The following is a 17194-nucleotide window of genomic DNA, read 5'->3' on the forward strand; positions in this document are numbered from 1 at the left end:
GCTGCACTAGACATCAGCCAACAAAAATACTGTTAATAGCTTGTTTGCATAAAGTTTGCTCAGATCCCCGACTTCTTAAAAAAGTCGGGGATCTTGCATCTCCTCGTTAAAACAAACTCATAATAGAAATTTGTAGTAGCTATTGTTACTAACTAAGGCAGTTGGTAAAAAATTATGTTTATACCAACTTTAGTGATTGCTATAGAATACAATACTCAAAGCGATCGCATTTTCTTTGAGCCGGACTTTTTTTTATTCGAGACGGACTTTTTTTGTCTGATATGACTTGGGATTTACTCCAAACTTTTTATAAAAGGCATAGCTAAATGAAGGTAAGCTAGTGTAACCCACTGTTCTAGCTACTTCCGTGACATTCATATTTTTTTCCATCAGTAGCTTTTGAGCTAGTTCCATGCGATGGTTATGTAGGTAGCCAAAGACTGTAGTACCAAAAACTTGCCGGAAGCCTTGTTTAAGTTTGCGATCATTCAGTCCCACCTGTCGTGCTAGCTGTATCAGAGAAGGTGGATTATGTATATGTTGTAATAAAATCTCTTTAGCATTACGAATACGTTCAATCTCAGAAGATTTAAGCATAGTCGTTATTAAGTTACCTTGATTGATTTGTAACTCTTGGTCTATTATTAATGCTGCTAATTCCCAAACCTTGCTTTCAAAATATATTCGTTTAGTTATACCTTGGTAGGGACATTGAAGAATTTGCTGCACTGCTAAAAGCATTGCTGGAGTTTGGATACCATAACGCTCATAAGTGGGTTGATCTGAACGTCTAAATAAATGTTTTAACTCCGGCGGAATTTCTCCAGAGATATCTGATACAAATGAGTAAAAAACTTTTGGTTTTATATGAACACCGACTTCTATCAATCCAAAGAACTCATGATGGAAATGAGTAGACTCAAGAGCCATTCCATCACTGCTCAAAAAGTATTGTCCTGCTCTGCTACTAATGTTTTGAGCTTGAGAACCTGCCAAAGGGAAAAATTGAAATTCTATCATGTGTCCTCTAACAGGAGATTCTACAACTACTGATTTTTGTGATTGATAGTTGTAGATACTTAAAAGTACATCATCTCGTAGATGAATTTCTCGGTGAAATCCTTCACCATATATAATTTGAAGTTTGCGAATCATGTCAAACTTATCGGAATCGCTATTTTGTCTAATCGGCTCTTCTTCATTAAATAGTTTCCAATAATCGTATAATGATAGGATTAATGTCATCAGTTATTTAACAAATTTTAAATAAGAAATACAGACGCATCTCAAATAGCAATCTAAATATAATTGCGGAAAAAATGCTAGAAACTTTTTAAAAGTAAAAGTTTTTACTAGCAGGTAGTAAATGGCTCTTTAGAGGCTAGGTATTAGAAATTGCTGTTAAACTTATCACTTACTGTTAGTGATAAATGTAATCAATTAAACATTTTAATAAAAGTTTACCAACTATACTGGTATATTTCTTTATATACTTATTCCTGTCGTAGGTTTAAACAGTTTGAATACACCACAACAATATGCAAGCGAAACGGCAACTGTTTAGATTCCGTGCCACAGCCTGAAAAATGGTCGAGTGAAGCGATCAATCCCCAGCTTGTTGAACACCATCTAATATACATTTGTCTGATAGGAATACCGGCGTTTTTAGAAAACCTCTTGCTTACTTAAATAGAATATGTGATACTCTAAAAATTATAAATAAAACGGTATATCTATCGATTTGCCGTAGTTTGTAAGGACAGAATTCATGCAGCTACTATGGTTCATCCCAACTCATGGCGACGGACGTTACCTTGCAACTGCTACAGGTGGACGGGCAGTAAGCTTTCCTTATCTGCGGCAGATTGCTCAAGCGGTGGATGACCTTGGTTATACAGGCGCATTGCTACCCACGGGACGTTCTTGCGAAGATGCTTGGATTGTAGCATCAACACTGGTATCACTGACGCGACAGATGCGTTTTTTGGTGGCGATTCGTCCCGGCTTGGTATCGCCTGGAGTGGCAGCGCGGATGGCGGCAACTTTTGATCGCCTCTCTGGGGGACGCTTGCTGATTAATGTCGTCACAGGTGGCGATCCCGTAGAATTGGCGGGGGATGGCTTGCATTTGGATCACGATCAACGCTATGAATTAACAGATGAATTTTTAATAGTATGGCGAGCGATCGCTAGTGGTGAACAAGCCAATCTTCAAGGCGACTATCTCAACATTCAGGATGGTAAGTTGCTGTTTCCACCCGTCCAGAAGCCATATCCGCCTTTATGGTTTGGCGGTTCCTCTCTGGTTGCTCAAAAAATTGCTGCCAAGCATGTAGATGTTTATCTAACTTGGGGCGAACCACCGCAGCAAGTAGCCGAGAAGATTGCAGCAGTTCGCAGACTTGCTTTATCAGAAGGTCGAACTTTGCAGTTTGGGATTCGCCTACATATTATTGTGCGCGAAACTGAGAGTAAAGCTTGGGATGCAGCGAATCAATTGATTAAGTATGTAGATGACGAAGCGATCGCTAAAGCCCAAAAAGCTTATGCTCGGATGGATTCAGTTGGACAACAGCGGATGACTCAATTACACCACGGTAATCGTGAGGCCTTAGAGATCAGCCCGAACCTGTGGGCAGGAGTAGGTTTAGTCCGGGGTGGTGCGGGAACGGCCCTAGTAGGCGATCCCCAAACCGTAGCGGCTAGGATATTGGAATACGCTTCTTTGGGTGTTGAGTCCTTTATCCTCTCTGGCTATCCCCACCTAGAGGAAGCTTATCGAGTTGCAGAACTTCTATTTCCCCATCTGCCATTAGAGAATTTACCCGCCGTGGAGAAGCAACATGTCTTAAGTCCATTTGGTGAGATTGTGGCAAATGAAGATTTCCCTAAACAAAAGCTTCAAGAAAGAGCAACGTACATATCCTAGTAATTATGAACTAAGAGATTAACAGCCATGCTGTACCAACAAATCGACCAAAAAATCTCAGAAAAAGAAACGTGGGCATTTCGTCGTCAATTGGGAGTACCTAACAATAAACGCTTGTGGGTACTAGCTTGCATGGATGAACGTTTACCAGTGGAGAAAGCATTGGGAATTGGTGAAGGAGATGCTCATATTTTCCGTAATGCTGGGGGGTTAGTTACAGATGATGCGATTCGGTCAGCGATGTTAACTACACAGTTTTTTGGCAGCAAAGAAATCATCGTCATTAATCATACCGAATGTGGCATGATGACAGCATCAGGAGACTTTCTCAGTGAGGTATTGCGAAATCAAGGTATTGACCTGGATCGAGTTAGTGTAGATCCTGCTTTGCCAGAATTGAAGCTACCAAAAGGCGTTTTTTCTAAATGGATCAAAATGTTTACCGATGTAGATGAAATCTGCACACAGCAAGTACAATTACTGCGTAATTCTGCTTTAATTCCCCAGGATGTAGTTATTCATGGCTACATTTGGGAAGTAGAGAGTATGAGTTTGCGCCGTCCTTACAAACGTCTGAGTGATCGGGTCAACACAGCATCAGCGATGGAGACCAAAACTGCAAAACATACTGAACCCGTTTTAGAAACTGGGAGTTTAATTGAATGACAAATATTTTAGCGATCGCAGGTAGTCCAACCCATCCATCTAGAACCTATGGTGTTGTAGAATACACTGCCAACCTTTTACAACAAGAAGGCTTGCACGTAGATATTATTTCAGCTCGGGACTTGCCTGCTGAAGATTTAGTTTTTGGACGATACGACAGCCCTGCTTTAGAACAGCCAAAAGCTTTATTAGCAAAGGCAGATGGTGTGATTATTGCCACCCCAATTTACAAAGCTGCTTACACAGGAGTGCTGAAAACATTTCTAGATTTGCTGCCACAAAAATCATTGACAGGTAAACCCGTCTTACCAATTGCCCTTGGTGGGACGATCGCTCATTTATTGGCAATTGAATATGCCCTCAAACCTGTGTTATCTGAATTAGGAGCGCGGCATATCCTAGCTACTATTTATGCGGTAGACAAACAAATTCAACGACAAGCTGATAACAGCGTCCTGTTAGATGAGGAAATTGAGCAAAGACTCAAAGAAGTACTCAAGGAATTTGTTAAAGCTGTCGAATATGATGCCGCAGCCCCTCAAGAATTGGTTCATGCCAATTAAGTAATCAAGTTTATACCTCCGTTTACTTGTAGCAGAGGGGTAATTTCTACTCATCTGCTACCTTTCTCTAAAAGTTAATCATAATAACATAAATTTACTCTCAAAAATTTTACTTTTATAGCGGTGTATGTCATCTAAGTTTAAGGGACCTCCAACAAATAAATTACTACTACTTGTGGGGTGGACATCTTGTCATAGGTGTCAAGTTAAGGCGGATGCCCAAATGTCAAAGGTATGTTCATCGAATTCGGGGTGTCGTTTATTATTTTTGTTCAATTTTAATTTGAGTCGGATAAAACCAACCTAGCGGCGTTTAGAGAAATGTCGTCATTGTTTAGTTTTTATCAATTTTTAGGACGCGTGATCAGCTAATCATGCAGCCAATCGCAGCCCTGAGCTAATTGTTGGTCTAAATTCTTAACCCCTCATAACTGGGCTATTTTGTCATTACTGGTGGTAATAATCAGCTTTTTTAGTCAGGTTAGCCAGTAAATTAGATGTAGGGTATAAAAAAATAAACTCAATGAAAGCGATGTCTAACGACAAGCCGCAAGGCGCCTGCGCTTCTGATTTTGCATCTATCGTCGGTAAAGAAAATGCTATTTGTTTTTGGGAAAATATCGAACTCGGTCAGCAAAAACGTATCCAACAGGCTATAGCTTCTGGAAATTCACCCAGTTGTATTGTCTATCCCCGCAGCCAAGAACAGCTAGCCGCAGTCATTACCACGGCTCACACAAATAACTGGCGCGTCCTTCCTTGTGGTAGTGGTAGTAAACTCACTTGGGGCGGTTTAGTTAAAGGCATTGATGTTGTAGTTAGTACAGAACGCATTAACCAACTGATTGAACACGCTGTTGGCGATTTGACTATCACCGTAGAAGCTGGGATGAAGTTTTCCGATCTCAAAGCACTTTTGGCAAAGTCGCGGCAATTTCTTGCCCTTGACCCCACAGCACCAGAGTCAGCAACCGTTGGTGGTATTGTTGCCACAGGTGATACAGGTTCTTTGCGGCAACGCTATGGTAGTGTACGCGACCAGTTACTAGGTATTACCTTTGTCCGCGCTGATGGACAAGTCGCCAAAGCTGGAGGAAGAGTAGTTAAAAATGTCGCCGGATATGACTTGATGAAGTTGTTTACTGGGTCTTATGGCACATTAGGAGTTATTAGTCAAGTAACTTTTCGCGTGTATCCGCTACCAGAGGCATCGGCGACGGTGGTACTAACTGGCAGTGCAGAGGCTGTATCCCAAGCGGCTGATATTCTTAGAGGTTCGGCGTTAACACCAGTCCAAGCTGATTTGCTATCAACTAAACTGGTGTCTAGCTTAGGTTTGGGTGAAGGACTGGGATTAATTGCCCGCTTTCAAAGTATTAGTGAGAGTGTTAAGGAACAGTCAAATCGAGTTTTGGAAGTAGGGGAAAAGTTGGGTTTAGATGGGGCAATTTTTGCAGATAGTGATGAAGCCAGTCTATGGCAGAGATTGCAAAAACGAATACATTTTACTGCCACAGATTCTGTAATTACCTGCAAAATAGGAGTATTACCTACTGCTGCTGTAGAGATTTTAACTCAAGTGGAGTTAGGTTTGATTCATATTGGTAGTGGTTTAGGTTTGTTACAATTAGAGGATAAAAATCAGGTTTTGGAAGTGCGCGATAGGCTAGGTTTTACTGGGGGTGATGCCTACGGCGGGCTGCGTCTACGCACTCAAGCTAATAAAGGTTTTTTAACAATTTTGTCAGCACCAAAGGCGGTTAAAGAACAAATAGATGTTTGGGGGTATACGGGGAATGCTTTGCCGTTGATGCGCCGTATTAAGGAACAGTTTGATAGTAAAAACATTTTAAGTCCTGGTCGGTTTGTGGGTGGAATTTAAGAAACAAACCGCAGAGACACAGAGAACGCTGAGATAGAGAGGGGAAAAAGACAAATATGCAAGTTTCAAAAAATTCTGTTAATAATACGGCAAGTTTAAAGAATTTGAATGGCTTTGATGAGGGGCATCCGCCTGACCCGAAGTTGATTGATAGTTGTGTACATTGTGGATTTTGCCTCTCAACTTGTCCCAGTTATCGGGTACTTGGTAAGGAGATGGATTCTCCTAGAGGACGCATTTATTTAATGGATGCGATTAATCAGGGTGAAATTGCTCTCAATACGGCAACAGTAGAACATTTTGATTCTTGTTTAGGGTGTCTTGCTTGTGTGAGTACCTGTCCTTCTGGTGTGCAGTACGACAAATTAATTTCTGCAACTCGTCATCAAGTTGAACGGAATTATCCCCGCAGTTTACCAGACCAATTTTTTCGTCAACTGATATTTTCTTTATTTCCCTATCCCAATCTTTTACGAGTTTTATTAGTTCCGTTGTTGGTTTATCAAAAGTTGGGGTTAGCTAAATTCCTTAGGGCTACGGGTTTACTCAATAAAATATCCCCCCGTTTGGCAGCAATGGAATCAATTCTGCCAAAAATTACTCTCAAATCTTTTCAAGATAATTTGCCGACTGTGATTCCTGCTAAAGGTGAAAAACGGTATCGCGTTGGGGTGATTTTGGGTTGCGTCCAACGGCTGTTTTTCTCACCCGTGAATGAAGCGACAGTTCGCGTTTTAACAGCGAATGGTTGTGAAGTTGTGATTCCCAAATCTCAAGGTTGTTGTGCAGCACTTCCCGAACACCAAGGACAAACAGAACAGGCGAAATCTTTAGCAAGACAAATGATTGATAGTTTTGCCAAGACAGATGTAGATTTTGTAATTATTAATGCTGCTGGTTGCGGTCATACTTTAAAAGAGTACGGTCATATTTTAGAAGATGACTTAGAATATCGGGAAAAGGCAAAGGATTTTGCAGCTAAGGTTAAAGATGCTCAAGAGTTTTTAGCAACTGTTGGATTAACAACGAAACTTTCACCGCTAACTAATAAACCATTGAATTTAGTTTATCAAGATGCTTGTCATTTATTGCACGGACAAAAGATTAGTGTCCAACCGCGTCAGGTGTTGCGACAAATTCCAGGAGTAAAGTTGAGAGAACCAATAGATGCAGCTTTGTGTTGTGGCAGTGCCGGGGTTTATAATATGCTGCAACCAGAAGTTTCTGAAGAATTGGGTCAGCAAAAAGTGCAGAATCTGTTGAATACTGGTGCTGAGTTAATTGCTTCTGCTAATCCTGGGTGTACTTTGCAAATTACTAAACATTTGCAGTTGCAAGGTAAGAAGATGTTAGTTATTCACCCGATGGAGTTGTTAGATTATTCGATTCGCGGTGAAAAGTTGAAATTGTAGACATTTTTTGTGGGTTGAACATTTTGTCATTGATTTTAAAGCAAAGAGTCAAAGCTACGTTTTTACTCCCCTTATTGCTTGCCTACAGTGTACACACAAGTCCTCAAAACCTAGCTTGATAAGACTTTTCTGGTTCCTCGTTCCCAGTCTGAGACTGGGAATGCATTCATTGAGTCAGAGACTCAATGTCTGACTAAAGGCAGCACTCCAGAAGATTAAGTAATGTTTTACTTAGTAGGCATAGAGACTTCCCAAATTCCTTGATTTCCACCATATTCTAGAACATAAATCTTATTGTCAATAATCTCAGCATCAATGGGATTACTAAAACCTATGACAAGGCGCGTAGCGTTAAGTTTATAGTTAGTATTTCCTACTTTAGTTAACTTTAAATGCAATAGATCTTGGCTAGCATCTTTAAAAGGGCCTGTTAGTGTTTCGCCAGTGGGGTCGCCTGGTGTCCAACTCAACATAAATCCATCTCTGCTGAATTCTCGACTCATTACTCCTTGTGTATCAAAAACTAATCCTAAAGGAGAACGATGTGTTGTAAAAGTGCTAATACTTTGTCCAAGAACACTGGCATCTTTGATTTTTCCATCTACAGGATCGCGGTAATTATCTGCGTCCGGGCCAAGATTAGGAATTGGTTCAATCAAATTTTCAGTAGGTCGAATAGGAAAGGTTGGATCGTTACGATAGTAACCCTTTTTGATGGCGTTAAATTGAGGGCTTAACAATTGATCAGTAGTAGGATTATAATTGGGAAATTGTTGGGGATTGTCTGTCCCACCAATACGCCAAGGAAAGCCGTAATTACCACCTAAACGTAGCCAATTTAATTCTTCTGACATGTCGCGATCTGGACCATTTTCTGTGCCAAACAAATCCCCATTGGGCGCAAAAGCCATATCGAAAGTATTACGTGTTCCTTCTGCAAAAATATAGCCAGATGTCTTTAAAGTTGCTCGATTGTTTGCCAGAAAGAGATTATTGCTATTACTAGGAAGACGGAGTATACAGGCGGTTAACCCAACTTCGCGAGTATTGGGATATAGACCATTAACAGACTGAACCTCACCATGATCGGTACGAGAACCGCTATTCACATAGATAAATTTACCATCCAGGCTAACAACTATACCGTTGAACCGATGGTCATAAGCTGTTTTGCTTTTAGGATAGTCTGCACTCTGAGCTAAAATAGACCAGATACGCTTTCTTGTACTCGAATTAATTACACCTTTAACAATAATTGCTTTAGTCTGGTTATTCACAACGTCTGCATTGCCAACTAAATAAATTGTGCCGTTAGGGCCAATGGCCATACCTTGAGTTTCACTTAAATTATGATTACTAGAATTGTACACAAGTGTTTTAGTAGAAGAATCTAAATCGACTCGATAAATCTCACCATTTTGTTTGAGGTAATAGAGGGTATTGTTTCGTGGATCTTTTACAATCCGAACAGAAGGAGAGACTGATAATGTATTAATAATATTGCGAACCTTAATATCAGGACGTAGGGATTGTGGGACAATATTTACTCCAGTAGTACTATGATTTAATAAAATTATTGTAAACAATAGTGTTATTGTAAATAATAGCGTTTTAGTAGCAAACTTACCGATAAATCTGCCTTTCATGTAGTTATATAATTTAGTATTATTCATGATTTTATTGATAAAATAGTCAGTTAATTTTGTTGCAAAATTCTCTTGAGCAGGGAAAAATTTTTAGATATTACGGGTGAAATAAACAATGGGTACTATTCTTATGCCAAACTGACTTCTAGCGTATATAGATTATCGTTACCAGCCACACCATTAAGGGTGTCGTTACCGGAAAGACTATTGGCGTTACCACTATTAGTTCAACTATATATCGTGTCATCTCCCGAAGTCCCATTTATTATATCAGGAGATGTAGTACCATAAATAATTTCCATATTTATTATTTTTCCTGAATTTCTAACTAATGCCTAAGTTCGGACTCAGTCAAAGAACTCTTCATAAATAAGTTCAATATTGATTAATTACAACCGTAAGTTTAAATACAGATGCCTTTGCTAGCCTAATTAATATCAATATACTGAGAAAATATTAGTTATTGATTTGGTTAGTTGATTATGCGAATGATAAGTAATTGGTTCAAAATTAATTTACTTTAATTACTCATTTTCCCCAGGCTTTTTGATTTTTAACTCTCTTATAATTATTTATTATCATGAGTGAAAGGTAACGTCAAATCCTTTACCAAATCTTAAAAATGCAAATTCTTTAATTTTTAGTACTATTAAAAAAAAATGTAACCTTTAATTAAGCTTTGTGAAAATATACTATTTTTTTGGTAAAGATTATAAGATTTTTTAGCTTAATTACGACATTTTTGTTAAGTTAGGTTTCAATATCAATTTTTGTTTGGAAAAAAATACTTTTTCTATTAAAGAAATACATCTGAAAATATATAAGTTAACGTGGCGCTACTGGTGCTCGCATTGTAGAAATCTTGCGGCTCCAGAGCCTCTCTGTAAAAGCTATGGTTCACCGCAAGGACAAGCGGAGTTTACTCCTGGAACAGATGGGAGCAGAAGTTGTTGAGGGAGACTTTCACAACTATCCTCACTTGCCAATGCTCTTTGCGGTGCGACCCGTTGGCTAAAAACTAGTCTCAAAAACTAGGGGATTAGCGCAAGTAAAAACAATCAGTTCAAATTAGGAGCTTGCCATGAAAGCATCCAAAGGATCAGCCATTGTCACCGGAGCTGGTGAAGCGCAAGAAGGCTTCATAGAGATTAGGCACTCAGTGATTCCGGTTCTGTGCGTGATATTTCCAAAACTCGCTGTAACCAATATGAAGTTTGAAGAGATGCAGATTGCTTTTGTTGGGCATCAAACCAGATGCCGTCCCAATCAAACAACCAATTAGTCAGCAAACGAACTAAGTCAACTAACTCACAGGCTCGGTCAATATCGTCTGCTTTTACCATGTCGGGTACAATCCACTCAATAAAGTACCGACTTTCTTTTACCAAAGGCAACATCAAATCCCTTGATGAGTCTCCAACCCACATAGACTGAATTTGCGATAGATGATTTGCCAAGTGATGCAACCGAGTGGGAACATCATCTTGTGTAAAATTTTTCTGCTCTGGTGTCATTTCGATCATAAGTTTCCCAGGAACTCCATTAGAAGTTGAGCAACCCTTTCTCTAATATTAGGGTCTAAAATCTCTATTGACCTATTTTGCCGAGGACGAAGATTAACCATTGATTCAAAAATCATCCTTCCAGTTATTGGCATAAAACTGGCAGCCCAAATATCTTTTTGCCTACTACCGTCTTTCAATAGCTCTTTTTCGCAATCAGCGTGCAGTTCGCCACCACCAACCAGTACCCTTTTTTCGATATCAACTGCGGTTTTGATGTAGAACTTGTGTTCTTCCAACATTTGTTCAAGTTGAAGAGGGATAGCGCGATTACGTAATAGCAAAATCATTCAAATCATAACCTCTATTAAGGAAAGGGATTTTAATTATGAAACCCAATCAAGTACAAGTAATTACTGTAAGTCTCACTGGCACATTAGCGGCCATATCTATCGGGTATTTAGGAACTCAAATATGAAGGCAGAAATGCAATGTACATAATTGCTACGAATTTGAAATGTTACTGTGAAAACTGTGAAATATAGTTATATTGCGATCGCCTTCGGTGGGCGGTTACGCCATCGCTAAATTATTGGCAATTCTTCGTTATGTCTATATTTGAGTTTAATTTCTCGCTTGTAAGGCTGAACGCCACATATTCGCAGACAGTTACGCCAAGTTCGAGGGGAAATATTTTTACCTAAAACGTGTTCGCAAGCTGTTTTTACCCAAGCAAGATTGTACATATTTTGATACATATAGGACTCATATCTGATTTTTGAACAAGATTTTAGATAAAACCCTGATAAAACAGGCTTTTCAGTCTCAGTATGTTTTCATAAATCAAATCGGAGTCCTATATAAGCGTTACGAGTTAGCAATATTGCATCCGTCAGTTCAAAAGTTGCGTCATGCGCTCTACCTAAAAGGCTGTACGCCGCACGGGCGTAATTCTTCTAGTAAGGCACGTTTCATATTCAACTTGCTGATCATCCGTTTGGAGGTTAGTAACTTTTACTCAGCATTGGCTCAACGCCGTGCTACCGCTAACAGCACTCTAGAACACTGTTTGGCGCAGTTCTGGAAATACTTTGGAGACTTTATTCAGAAGATAATCGCCATAAGTCCCGCGAAATTCGTGGACACTAGCTTTATCCCAGCGATCGCTTTGATCGTCATTCACTACTATGCCGTTGAGTTCAATGGGTTTGACTTCAATGTTGAAATTGGGATCAAAGAAGAATGGAAATGATAAGCGACTACTTGTTGATCGGTTCTGAACGCGGTGGGGTGTTGAGCGATACAGTCCTCGTGTCATACGATCGAGCATATCCCCAATGTTACATACGAATGAACCAGGAATAGGAGGTGCATCTATCCAACCAGACTTTAATTTGACTTGTAATCCCCCGACATTATCTTGTTTTAGTATAGTTAATACTCCATAATCTGTATGTTCGCCAACGCCCCATTTAGATTCAGATAATGATGAATTAGGAGGGTAATTGAAAATCCGAAATAATATCAATGGGTTTTTTGTATAACGGTCTGCAAAGTAGGACTTTTCTAACCCCAAACTTAGAGCAATACCAGCCATTAGAGTGTGTCCAAGTCTGGTCATTGAGTCTATATAATTCAGCACTGTTTCCCGAAATTGGGGAATATTGGATGGAAAAAGATTTCGACCGTGCATTGGTATACCAATTTTCACAAGTGGGTGGTCTTCTTTTAGTTCTGTGCCGAAGTAAATACCTTCTTTTAAGTCCGGTCTACCTGATGTCAACTCATTACCTACAGGGAAATATCCTCGCCATGCTTTACCACCAAGAGCCATACGAATCTTCAGTTTTGTTTCTACATCCTGCGCGAAAAACTGTTGGCTAAGATGTTCTAACTGCTTTTGTAATTGCTCATCAACTCCATGTCCGACGATATAGAAGAAACCGTAATTATGGAGAGCTTGTCTAATTTGGTCTGCAATTACATCAGAATAGTTGTTAGTTTGAGAGACCAATGTACTAATATCAATGACGGGAACTTTTGAAAACTCTTTATCCACAACTTGTAAGATTGTCATACTCTGTTTTTTTAGTCGTGCGTAGACTAATAACTAGACTACATAATAAATAGTATGTAATTGAACTGGTATGCGATATTTCGCCGCGACTAACGCCCTTTTCTACCTTGTGTCACCTTCGATTCTTCTTGCTTACTAGAGTTAACCATTTGCATCAAGTGTTGGTTTAGATAGCTTTGCGCCGAGATATACAAACTTTCCCAAATTTCTTGATTGCGGCTGATTTTTGTACCGACTGTATTTCCTGCTGTTTTCTCCGACACCAAATATTTGCGGAAATAGTTAGTACACAGGTGCTGGAGAAAGTCTTCGGCAAATTCATTAAATGGCAGAATCCATTTATAGTCTTTATCCAAAAATACTCGATAGGACGCAATTATCGGTAGGTTTTCTTAACAATATGGTCTCCGTCATCAATAAAACATGGATAAACTGGATAACCATCCGTGACATAAAAATAACTTTTCCAGCATCTTATAATTCTCCATAGTTTTTCAAATGTCTTAGCACTACGGTCTCCCAAAACCCAGGCTAAAATCCCTGGATAGCTTTTATTCACGGCTGTCCACAGCCATATTTTGTTTTTTTTTTGAGCAATAAAAGTTTTTAGTTCATCTACTTGGGTTATTTCGGGAATTTCTGAATGCTCAGGTGCATCTGCTAATGGTTGAACCGCCTTTTTAACCCACTGTATGATCGTGTTATGGTTAACTCCCGTTTGCCGTTCTATGGCACGAAATCCCGTACCGTTAACGTACATTGTTAAACATTGTTTTTTGATTTCATCTGAATAACCACGCGAGTAAATATGATTCTATAAATTGGCGTTAGCGTACCCCTCCGGGGAAGCAAGCTACGCGTAGCGTCTCGTAGAGAAGCGGGGCGGAACGCACGTCGCATGATACGCAAATGTAATTTTGCTTACCACGTCGATGCCCGTTCTTACGAATATGGGTGGATGCACAATGAGGACAGTTCATCCCTTTATTATGCAACGCCAAATCTGGCGATGAAATTAATTGGTTAACGTTACTGTATCTGTTATCGTTGTTTCATTGTGGCATTGTTGCTCTGGTTAACCAAATGGCTGCCCCCAACGCCACCAGTTTTCGGTAGTTGAAAGGTGTGAGCCATTTCAAAATCAAGTTCAACTCTAACTTTTGCCGTAGGCGCTGCTCAATCGGTATATCCAACCAAAATGTTGCATTCACTGCTTTCTTCAACCCATAATGGCAAAACTCATTTTAATTCGTCACGGTCAAAGTACTTGGAATGCAGCCAACCGATTTAGCGGCTGGGTTGATGTCCCCCTGAGTCATCTAGGTCGCCTTGAGGCGATTGCGGCGGCAAAAAAAATAAGAAATTATCGAATTGACGTGTGTTTCACTAGCCTACTGGTTCGTGCCATTGAGACAAGTGCTATTTGTCTAACTGAATGTGAAAAAACTTGCGCTGGTAAAAGCCCTGTATTCAAACATAACGCCTCAGATCACGATTGGCATGGTTGGGATAATTATGAAGGAGATAAAAGTCAGGAAATTCCCATTTTCATGTGTGCAAAACTTGATGAACGCTATTACGGTAATTTACAGGGATTAAACAAAGCTCAAACGACAGAAAAGTTCGGTGAAGACATGGTGCATGAATGGCGGCGTTCATTTATCAAACGACCACCAGGAGGAGAAAGTCTTGAAGACACTGCCAAAAGGACGATTCCATTTTTTCAAAATCGAATCTTTCCCCATATAAAAGATGGAGATAACGTCCTGGTTTCTGCCCACGGCAATTCTCTACGGTCAATCATCATGTATATAGATAATCTTAGTATTGAAGAAATACCCAACCTTGAACTTGCGACTAGTGTTCCAATTGTCTATGAGATTAATCAGCAAGGAAAAGTAATAAGTTCTGTAATCATCTAGCTCATCAAAAATTGAGATTCTAGTATTATGTCTGTGAAAGTTTAATATTTTGTGGGTTTCATCAGGAAAATTGTTGATCAAATTTAATTTCTAAATCTACAAAAAAAGCACGAGCAATTGTTGTGCAACGACTAAATGAGTTTGAACTTGAGGGCAAAGGTACTCACATCTTGATATTTAATTTTAAATGGAGTTCCACAGCTTGATTACAGAACTCAAAATTCTTCTGCCCATTTCAGTGGCGATAACATTGGGACATTAACTACTGTTTAACACCAGCTGTCTCTGACAAATTAGTTACAGCAATCATCGTACGTTGTATAATAAGGCACGAATTATCTAGGCAGAAATTTTGGCTTTATCCCAGACGATAGTGGGGTAAGTGTACTACTTAATTAGCTGTCGCAAATAATCTTCCACGACTCGAAATGCTTTAGGACTTTTACCATTACCCGGATTACTTCTTAAAAATACTTTTTTCTCTTGATTGTTTAAACATACTGAAATAGAATAAGGATAGTACCTTTGATTAGTCGCTGCACCATACTCTGCTGCTAAATCCATAAAGCCACTTGATTGAATCAGTTTTTTAAGTTGATTAAACTGATAGTTATTAAGTTTTTTGTTTTTTATATGAGTTGTGACTTGACTAGGCGTTGCAGATATGGGATTTTTGTATGATTCGATTCTTTCACTCCAAATTAGTGACAACTTTTTAACTGTAATTGAAATAGTAGGTGCAGAATATTTGACTACAAAATTTTCGGCTTGGTTCTCGCACTCAATCTCAGGTGAACTTTTGCTAATTATTAAAACAGTGGGAATAGAATCAAAACTTTGCACAACTAATGTCTGTGCCATATAACAGAACTGAAAAATGATTGCTAGGGGAAATAAGAAGAATTTCATATCGATATATAATATACAAAAAATTCCTATATATGTTATGTCCTTTGACCCAAAAACAGCCGCTAAGTCCCTTTGCACAATGGAGTTAAAGCCGGATTAAAGATAAATGTCAAGTTCAGTACACGACTGTAGCAGCAGTAACTACATCAACTAAAGCTTTCAACAATCGTAAGGAGGATTGCTTTTCTTTGAACGTACAATTATGTAATTATAGTTGATCTAACGAAGTGTAATCGCTTGACCTGCTGTAATCATAACCGTCTTACAAACAGAAGCGATACGAAACATTTCCATCCTCATTTACTTCAAAACTAGCGCTGAGTTCTTTAGCTTTCTCATCTAGATATTCCTTAGCCGACCGAGTTGGTATTTGGGCATTTCTTGCCAGTTGCAATACTGTTATTGTTCCAGAGTTGTTTTCAATTAGCGGGACTTAAACAAAAATTAAGCCCAAATGTAACCCAAACTAGCTTTATAAGCAGCAAACAGTTCACGATTGAGGGTCAACCAATCGAAAAATCGATAAGACATAGCTGTTCTAAACGCCTCTAAAGCTTCGGTAAAAGTGTTTAGAGGTTTGTTAGCCCACCTTCGCCTTAAACCCCCAGTCAACTGATGCCAAAGAATAAAAGTGTAAGCACAAAAAACTAAAATAAAATGTCGAAGTAAACTTCTTTGCTCTCGAACTTGATATTCTTTTAACCCTAACCAACCTTTGGCTTCCCTATAGAAAACTTCTGTTAAGTTAAATTGATAGATTATCCAAAACATTTTGAGCTTAATAACAGTTAAACTTTACATAAATTTTATATAGTTATTGTGGGAAGAAATACCTCAAAAAATGAATCTAAACGTTAATTACTTGTTCTTGTAAACTAATGTTGTGTTGAAGTGTTAGGCATAATTGCTTCTTGAAGATTTACGCCCCTGAGGTTAGCTCCCCGAATGTCGGCTCCTCTAAGGTTAGTTCCTCTAAGATTCGCCCCTGCCAGATTTGCACCTCTAAGGTTAGTCCAACTTAAGTTAGCTTGACTCAAGTCAGCTTCACTTAGGTTAGCTCGCAATAGGTATGCACCACTGAGGTGAGCCTTGGTCAGGTTAGCTTTGTATAGATCAGCTTTGTAAAGATAAGCCCCTAAAACTTCTGCTTCGTATAAACTCGCCTCACTGAGGTCAGCCGCAATCAAGTTAGCTTCAATCAGGTTGGCAAAAGAGAGGTTAGCGCGAATCAACTTCGCTGCACCTAAATCGGCATCTTTCAAGTTAGCGCCTCTTAAGTCAGTGCCAATTAGATTAGCAGATGCGATCGCAGCACCTCTAAGATCCACCTGACTTAAGTCAGCTCCAATCAAATTAGCATGACTCAAATCTGCCTGCGTAAGTACAGCGCCACTCAAGTTAGCAACACTGAAGTTAGCCGCACTCAAGTTAGCTTCATTCAGGAAGGCTTTATAGAGGTTGGCACTACTGAGGTCAGCACCACTGAGGTTTGCTCGCACAAGTAAAGCATTACCCAAATCAACTCTTCTCAAGTTTACCCCTTGGAGGTTTGCGCCTCTGAGGTTATCGCCTTGCAAATCAGCGGCGCTGAGGTCTGGTTCAATCTGGGGATTTTTCTTTCTCCACTCAATCCATGTAACTGCACCTGCTTTGAGTAAAGTTAGATGCTCACGATTTGCCATTTTC

17 protein-coding genes and 3 pseudogenes are annotated in these 17194 nt (G+C 39.4%); 7 read left to right on the forward strand and 13 right to left on the reverse strand.

Translation table 11 applies throughout. The annotated features are described in order from the left end of the window. Positions 1-252: 252 nt before the first annotated feature. Positions 253-1245 (reverse strand): helix-turn-helix transcriptional regulator, encoded by a 993-nt coding sequence (locus V7K56_RS26115; protein WP_334915075.1) that lies wholly within the window; start codon positions 1243-1245, stop codon positions 253-255. Positions 1246-1768: 523 nt separating this feature from the next. On the opposite strand from V7K56_RS26115, the gene ssuD reads away from it, so the two are divergent. The 5 genes from ssuD (at position 1769) to V7K56_RS26140 (ending at position 7452) form a co-directional block, all read left to right on the forward strand. Next, positions 1769-2929 carry an FMNH2-dependent alkanesulfonate monooxygenase gene (gene ssuD / locus V7K56_RS26120; RefSeq protein ID WP_334915077.1) on the forward strand — a complete coding sequence of 387 codons (1161 nt, stop codon included), beginning with the start codon at positions 1769-1771 and terminating at the stop codon, positions 2927-2929. A 27-nt stretch (positions 2930-2956) separates the two neighbouring features. Further along, positions 2957-3595, forward strand: coding sequence for a beta-class carbonic anhydrase (locus V7K56_RS26125; protein WP_334915079.1), 639 nt, complete (start codon positions 2957-2959; stop codon positions 3593-3595). Then, positions 3592-4158: an NADPH-dependent FMN reductase gene (gene ssuE / locus V7K56_RS26130; RefSeq protein ID WP_334915081.1), complete on the forward strand. Its 567-nt coding sequence runs from the start codon at positions 3592-3594 to the stop codon at positions 4156-4158. Before V7K56_RS26125 ends, ssuE begins: the two co-directional genes overlap by 4 nt. Before the next feature lie 523 nt (positions 4159-4681). Next, positions 4682-6040 carry an FAD-binding oxidoreductase gene (locus tag V7K56_RS26135; RefSeq protein WP_334915083.1) on the forward strand — a complete coding sequence of 453 codons (1359 nt, stop codon included), beginning with the start codon at positions 4682-4684 and terminating at the stop codon, positions 6038-6040. A gap of 56 nt (positions 6041-6096) precedes the next feature. Beyond that, positions 6097-7452, forward strand: a complete 1356-nt coding sequence (locus V7K56_RS26140; protein ID WP_334915085.1) for a (Fe-S)-binding protein — start codon at positions 6097-6099, stop codon at positions 7450-7452. Between the two features lie 227 nt (positions 7453-7679). Here the strand turns inward: V7K56_RS26140 and V7K56_RS26145 are convergent, their stop codons facing one another. Together V7K56_RS26145 and V7K56_RS37245 are read right to left on the reverse strand one after the other, a co-directional pair. Beyond that, complete coding sequence (locus tag V7K56_RS26145; protein ID WP_334915087.1) at positions 7680-9125, reverse strand: PQQ-dependent sugar dehydrogenase; 1446 nt, start codon at positions 9123-9125, stop codon at positions 7680-7682. Positions 9126-9325: 200 nt separating this feature from the next. After that, positions 9326-9400 (reverse strand): hypothetical protein, encoded by a 75-nt coding sequence (locus V7K56_RS37245; RefSeq protein WP_442940188.1) that lies wholly within the window; start codon positions 9398-9400, stop codon positions 9326-9328. Positions 9401-9990: 590 nt separating this feature from the next. Between V7K56_RS37245 and V7K56_RS26150 the strand changes: the two genes are divergently transcribed. After that, a complete protein-coding gene (locus tag V7K56_RS26150; RefSeq protein WP_334915089.1) occupies positions 9991-10113 on the forward strand; it encodes a hypothetical protein in 123 nt (40 codons plus the stop codon). A 133-nt stretch (positions 10114-10246) separates the two neighbouring features. Here V7K56_RS26150 and V7K56_RS26155 read toward each other — a convergent pair whose 3' ends face one another. The 7 genes and pseudogenes from V7K56_RS26155 to V7K56_RS26185 all read right to left on the reverse strand — a co-directional run bounded on the left by V7K56_RS26155 (position 10247) and on the right by V7K56_RS26185 (position 13888). Then, positions 10247-10621, reverse strand: a complete 375-nt coding sequence (locus V7K56_RS26155; protein ID WP_334915091.1) for a hypothetical protein — start codon at positions 10619-10621, stop codon at positions 10247-10249. Beyond that, positions 10618-10950 carry a DUF5674 family protein gene (locus V7K56_RS26160; protein WP_334915093.1) on the reverse strand — a complete coding sequence of 111 codons (333 nt, stop codon included), beginning with the start codon at positions 10948-10950 and terminating at the stop codon, positions 10618-10620. Before V7K56_RS26160 ends, V7K56_RS26155 begins: the two co-directional genes overlap by 4 nt. Before the next feature lie 234 nt (positions 10951-11184). Beyond that, entirely contained in the window at positions 11185-11358 is a 174-nt protein-coding gene (locus V7K56_RS26165; protein WP_334915096.1) for a hypothetical protein, read from the reverse strand. 299 nt (positions 11359-11657) lie between these two features. Beyond that, a complete protein-coding gene (locus V7K56_RS26170; protein WP_334915098.1) occupies positions 11658-12677 on the reverse strand; it encodes an isopenicillin N synthase family dioxygenase in 1020 nt (339 codons plus the stop codon). A gap of 89 nt (positions 12678-12766) precedes the next feature. Beyond that, positions 12767-13063: pseudogene (locus V7K56_RS26175) on the reverse strand (AIPR family protein); the annotation flags it as partial. After that, a pseudogene (locus V7K56_RS26180) lies at positions 13060-13657 on the reverse strand (IS1 family transposase); the annotation flags it as partial. The pseudogenes V7K56_RS26180 and V7K56_RS26175, both read right to left, overlap by 4 nt. Before the next feature lie 72 nt (positions 13658-13729). Continuing rightward, entirely contained in the window at positions 13730-13888 is a 159-nt protein-coding gene (locus tag V7K56_RS26185; protein WP_334915100.1) for a hypothetical protein, read from the reverse strand. A gap of 18 nt (positions 13889-13906) precedes the next feature. Here V7K56_RS26185 and V7K56_RS26190 point away from each other — a divergent pair, with 18 nt between their 5' ends. Beyond that, entirely contained in the window at positions 13907-14599 is a 693-nt protein-coding gene (locus tag V7K56_RS26190; protein WP_334915102.1) for a 2,3-bisphosphoglycerate-dependent phosphoglycerate mutase, read from the forward strand. Positions 14600-14986: 387 nt separating this feature from the next. Here V7K56_RS26190 and V7K56_RS26195 read toward each other — a convergent pair whose 3' ends face one another. From V7K56_RS26195 to V7K56_RS26205, 3 genes and pseudogenes are all read right to left on the reverse strand, one after another. Further along, positions 14987-15460, reverse strand: a complete 474-nt coding sequence (locus tag V7K56_RS26195) for a hypothetical protein (RefSeq protein ID WP_334915104.1) — start codon at positions 15458-15460, stop codon at positions 14987-14989. A 492-nt stretch (positions 15461-15952) separates the two neighbouring features. Then, positions 15953-16255: pseudogene (locus V7K56_RS26200) on the reverse strand (IS701 family transposase); the annotation flags it as partial. Positions 16256-16383: 128 nt separating this feature from the next. After that, positions 16384-17190, reverse strand: a complete 807-nt coding sequence (locus V7K56_RS26205; RefSeq protein ID WP_334915106.1) for a pentapeptide repeat-containing protein — start codon at positions 17188-17190, stop codon at positions 16384-16386. Between the last annotated feature and the right edge of the window lie 4 nt (positions 17191-17194).

The organism is Nostoc sp., assembly GCF_036917535.1.
Taxonomy (GTDB): Bacteria; Cyanobacteriota; Cyanobacteriia; order Cyanobacteriales; family Nostocaceae; genus Nostoc.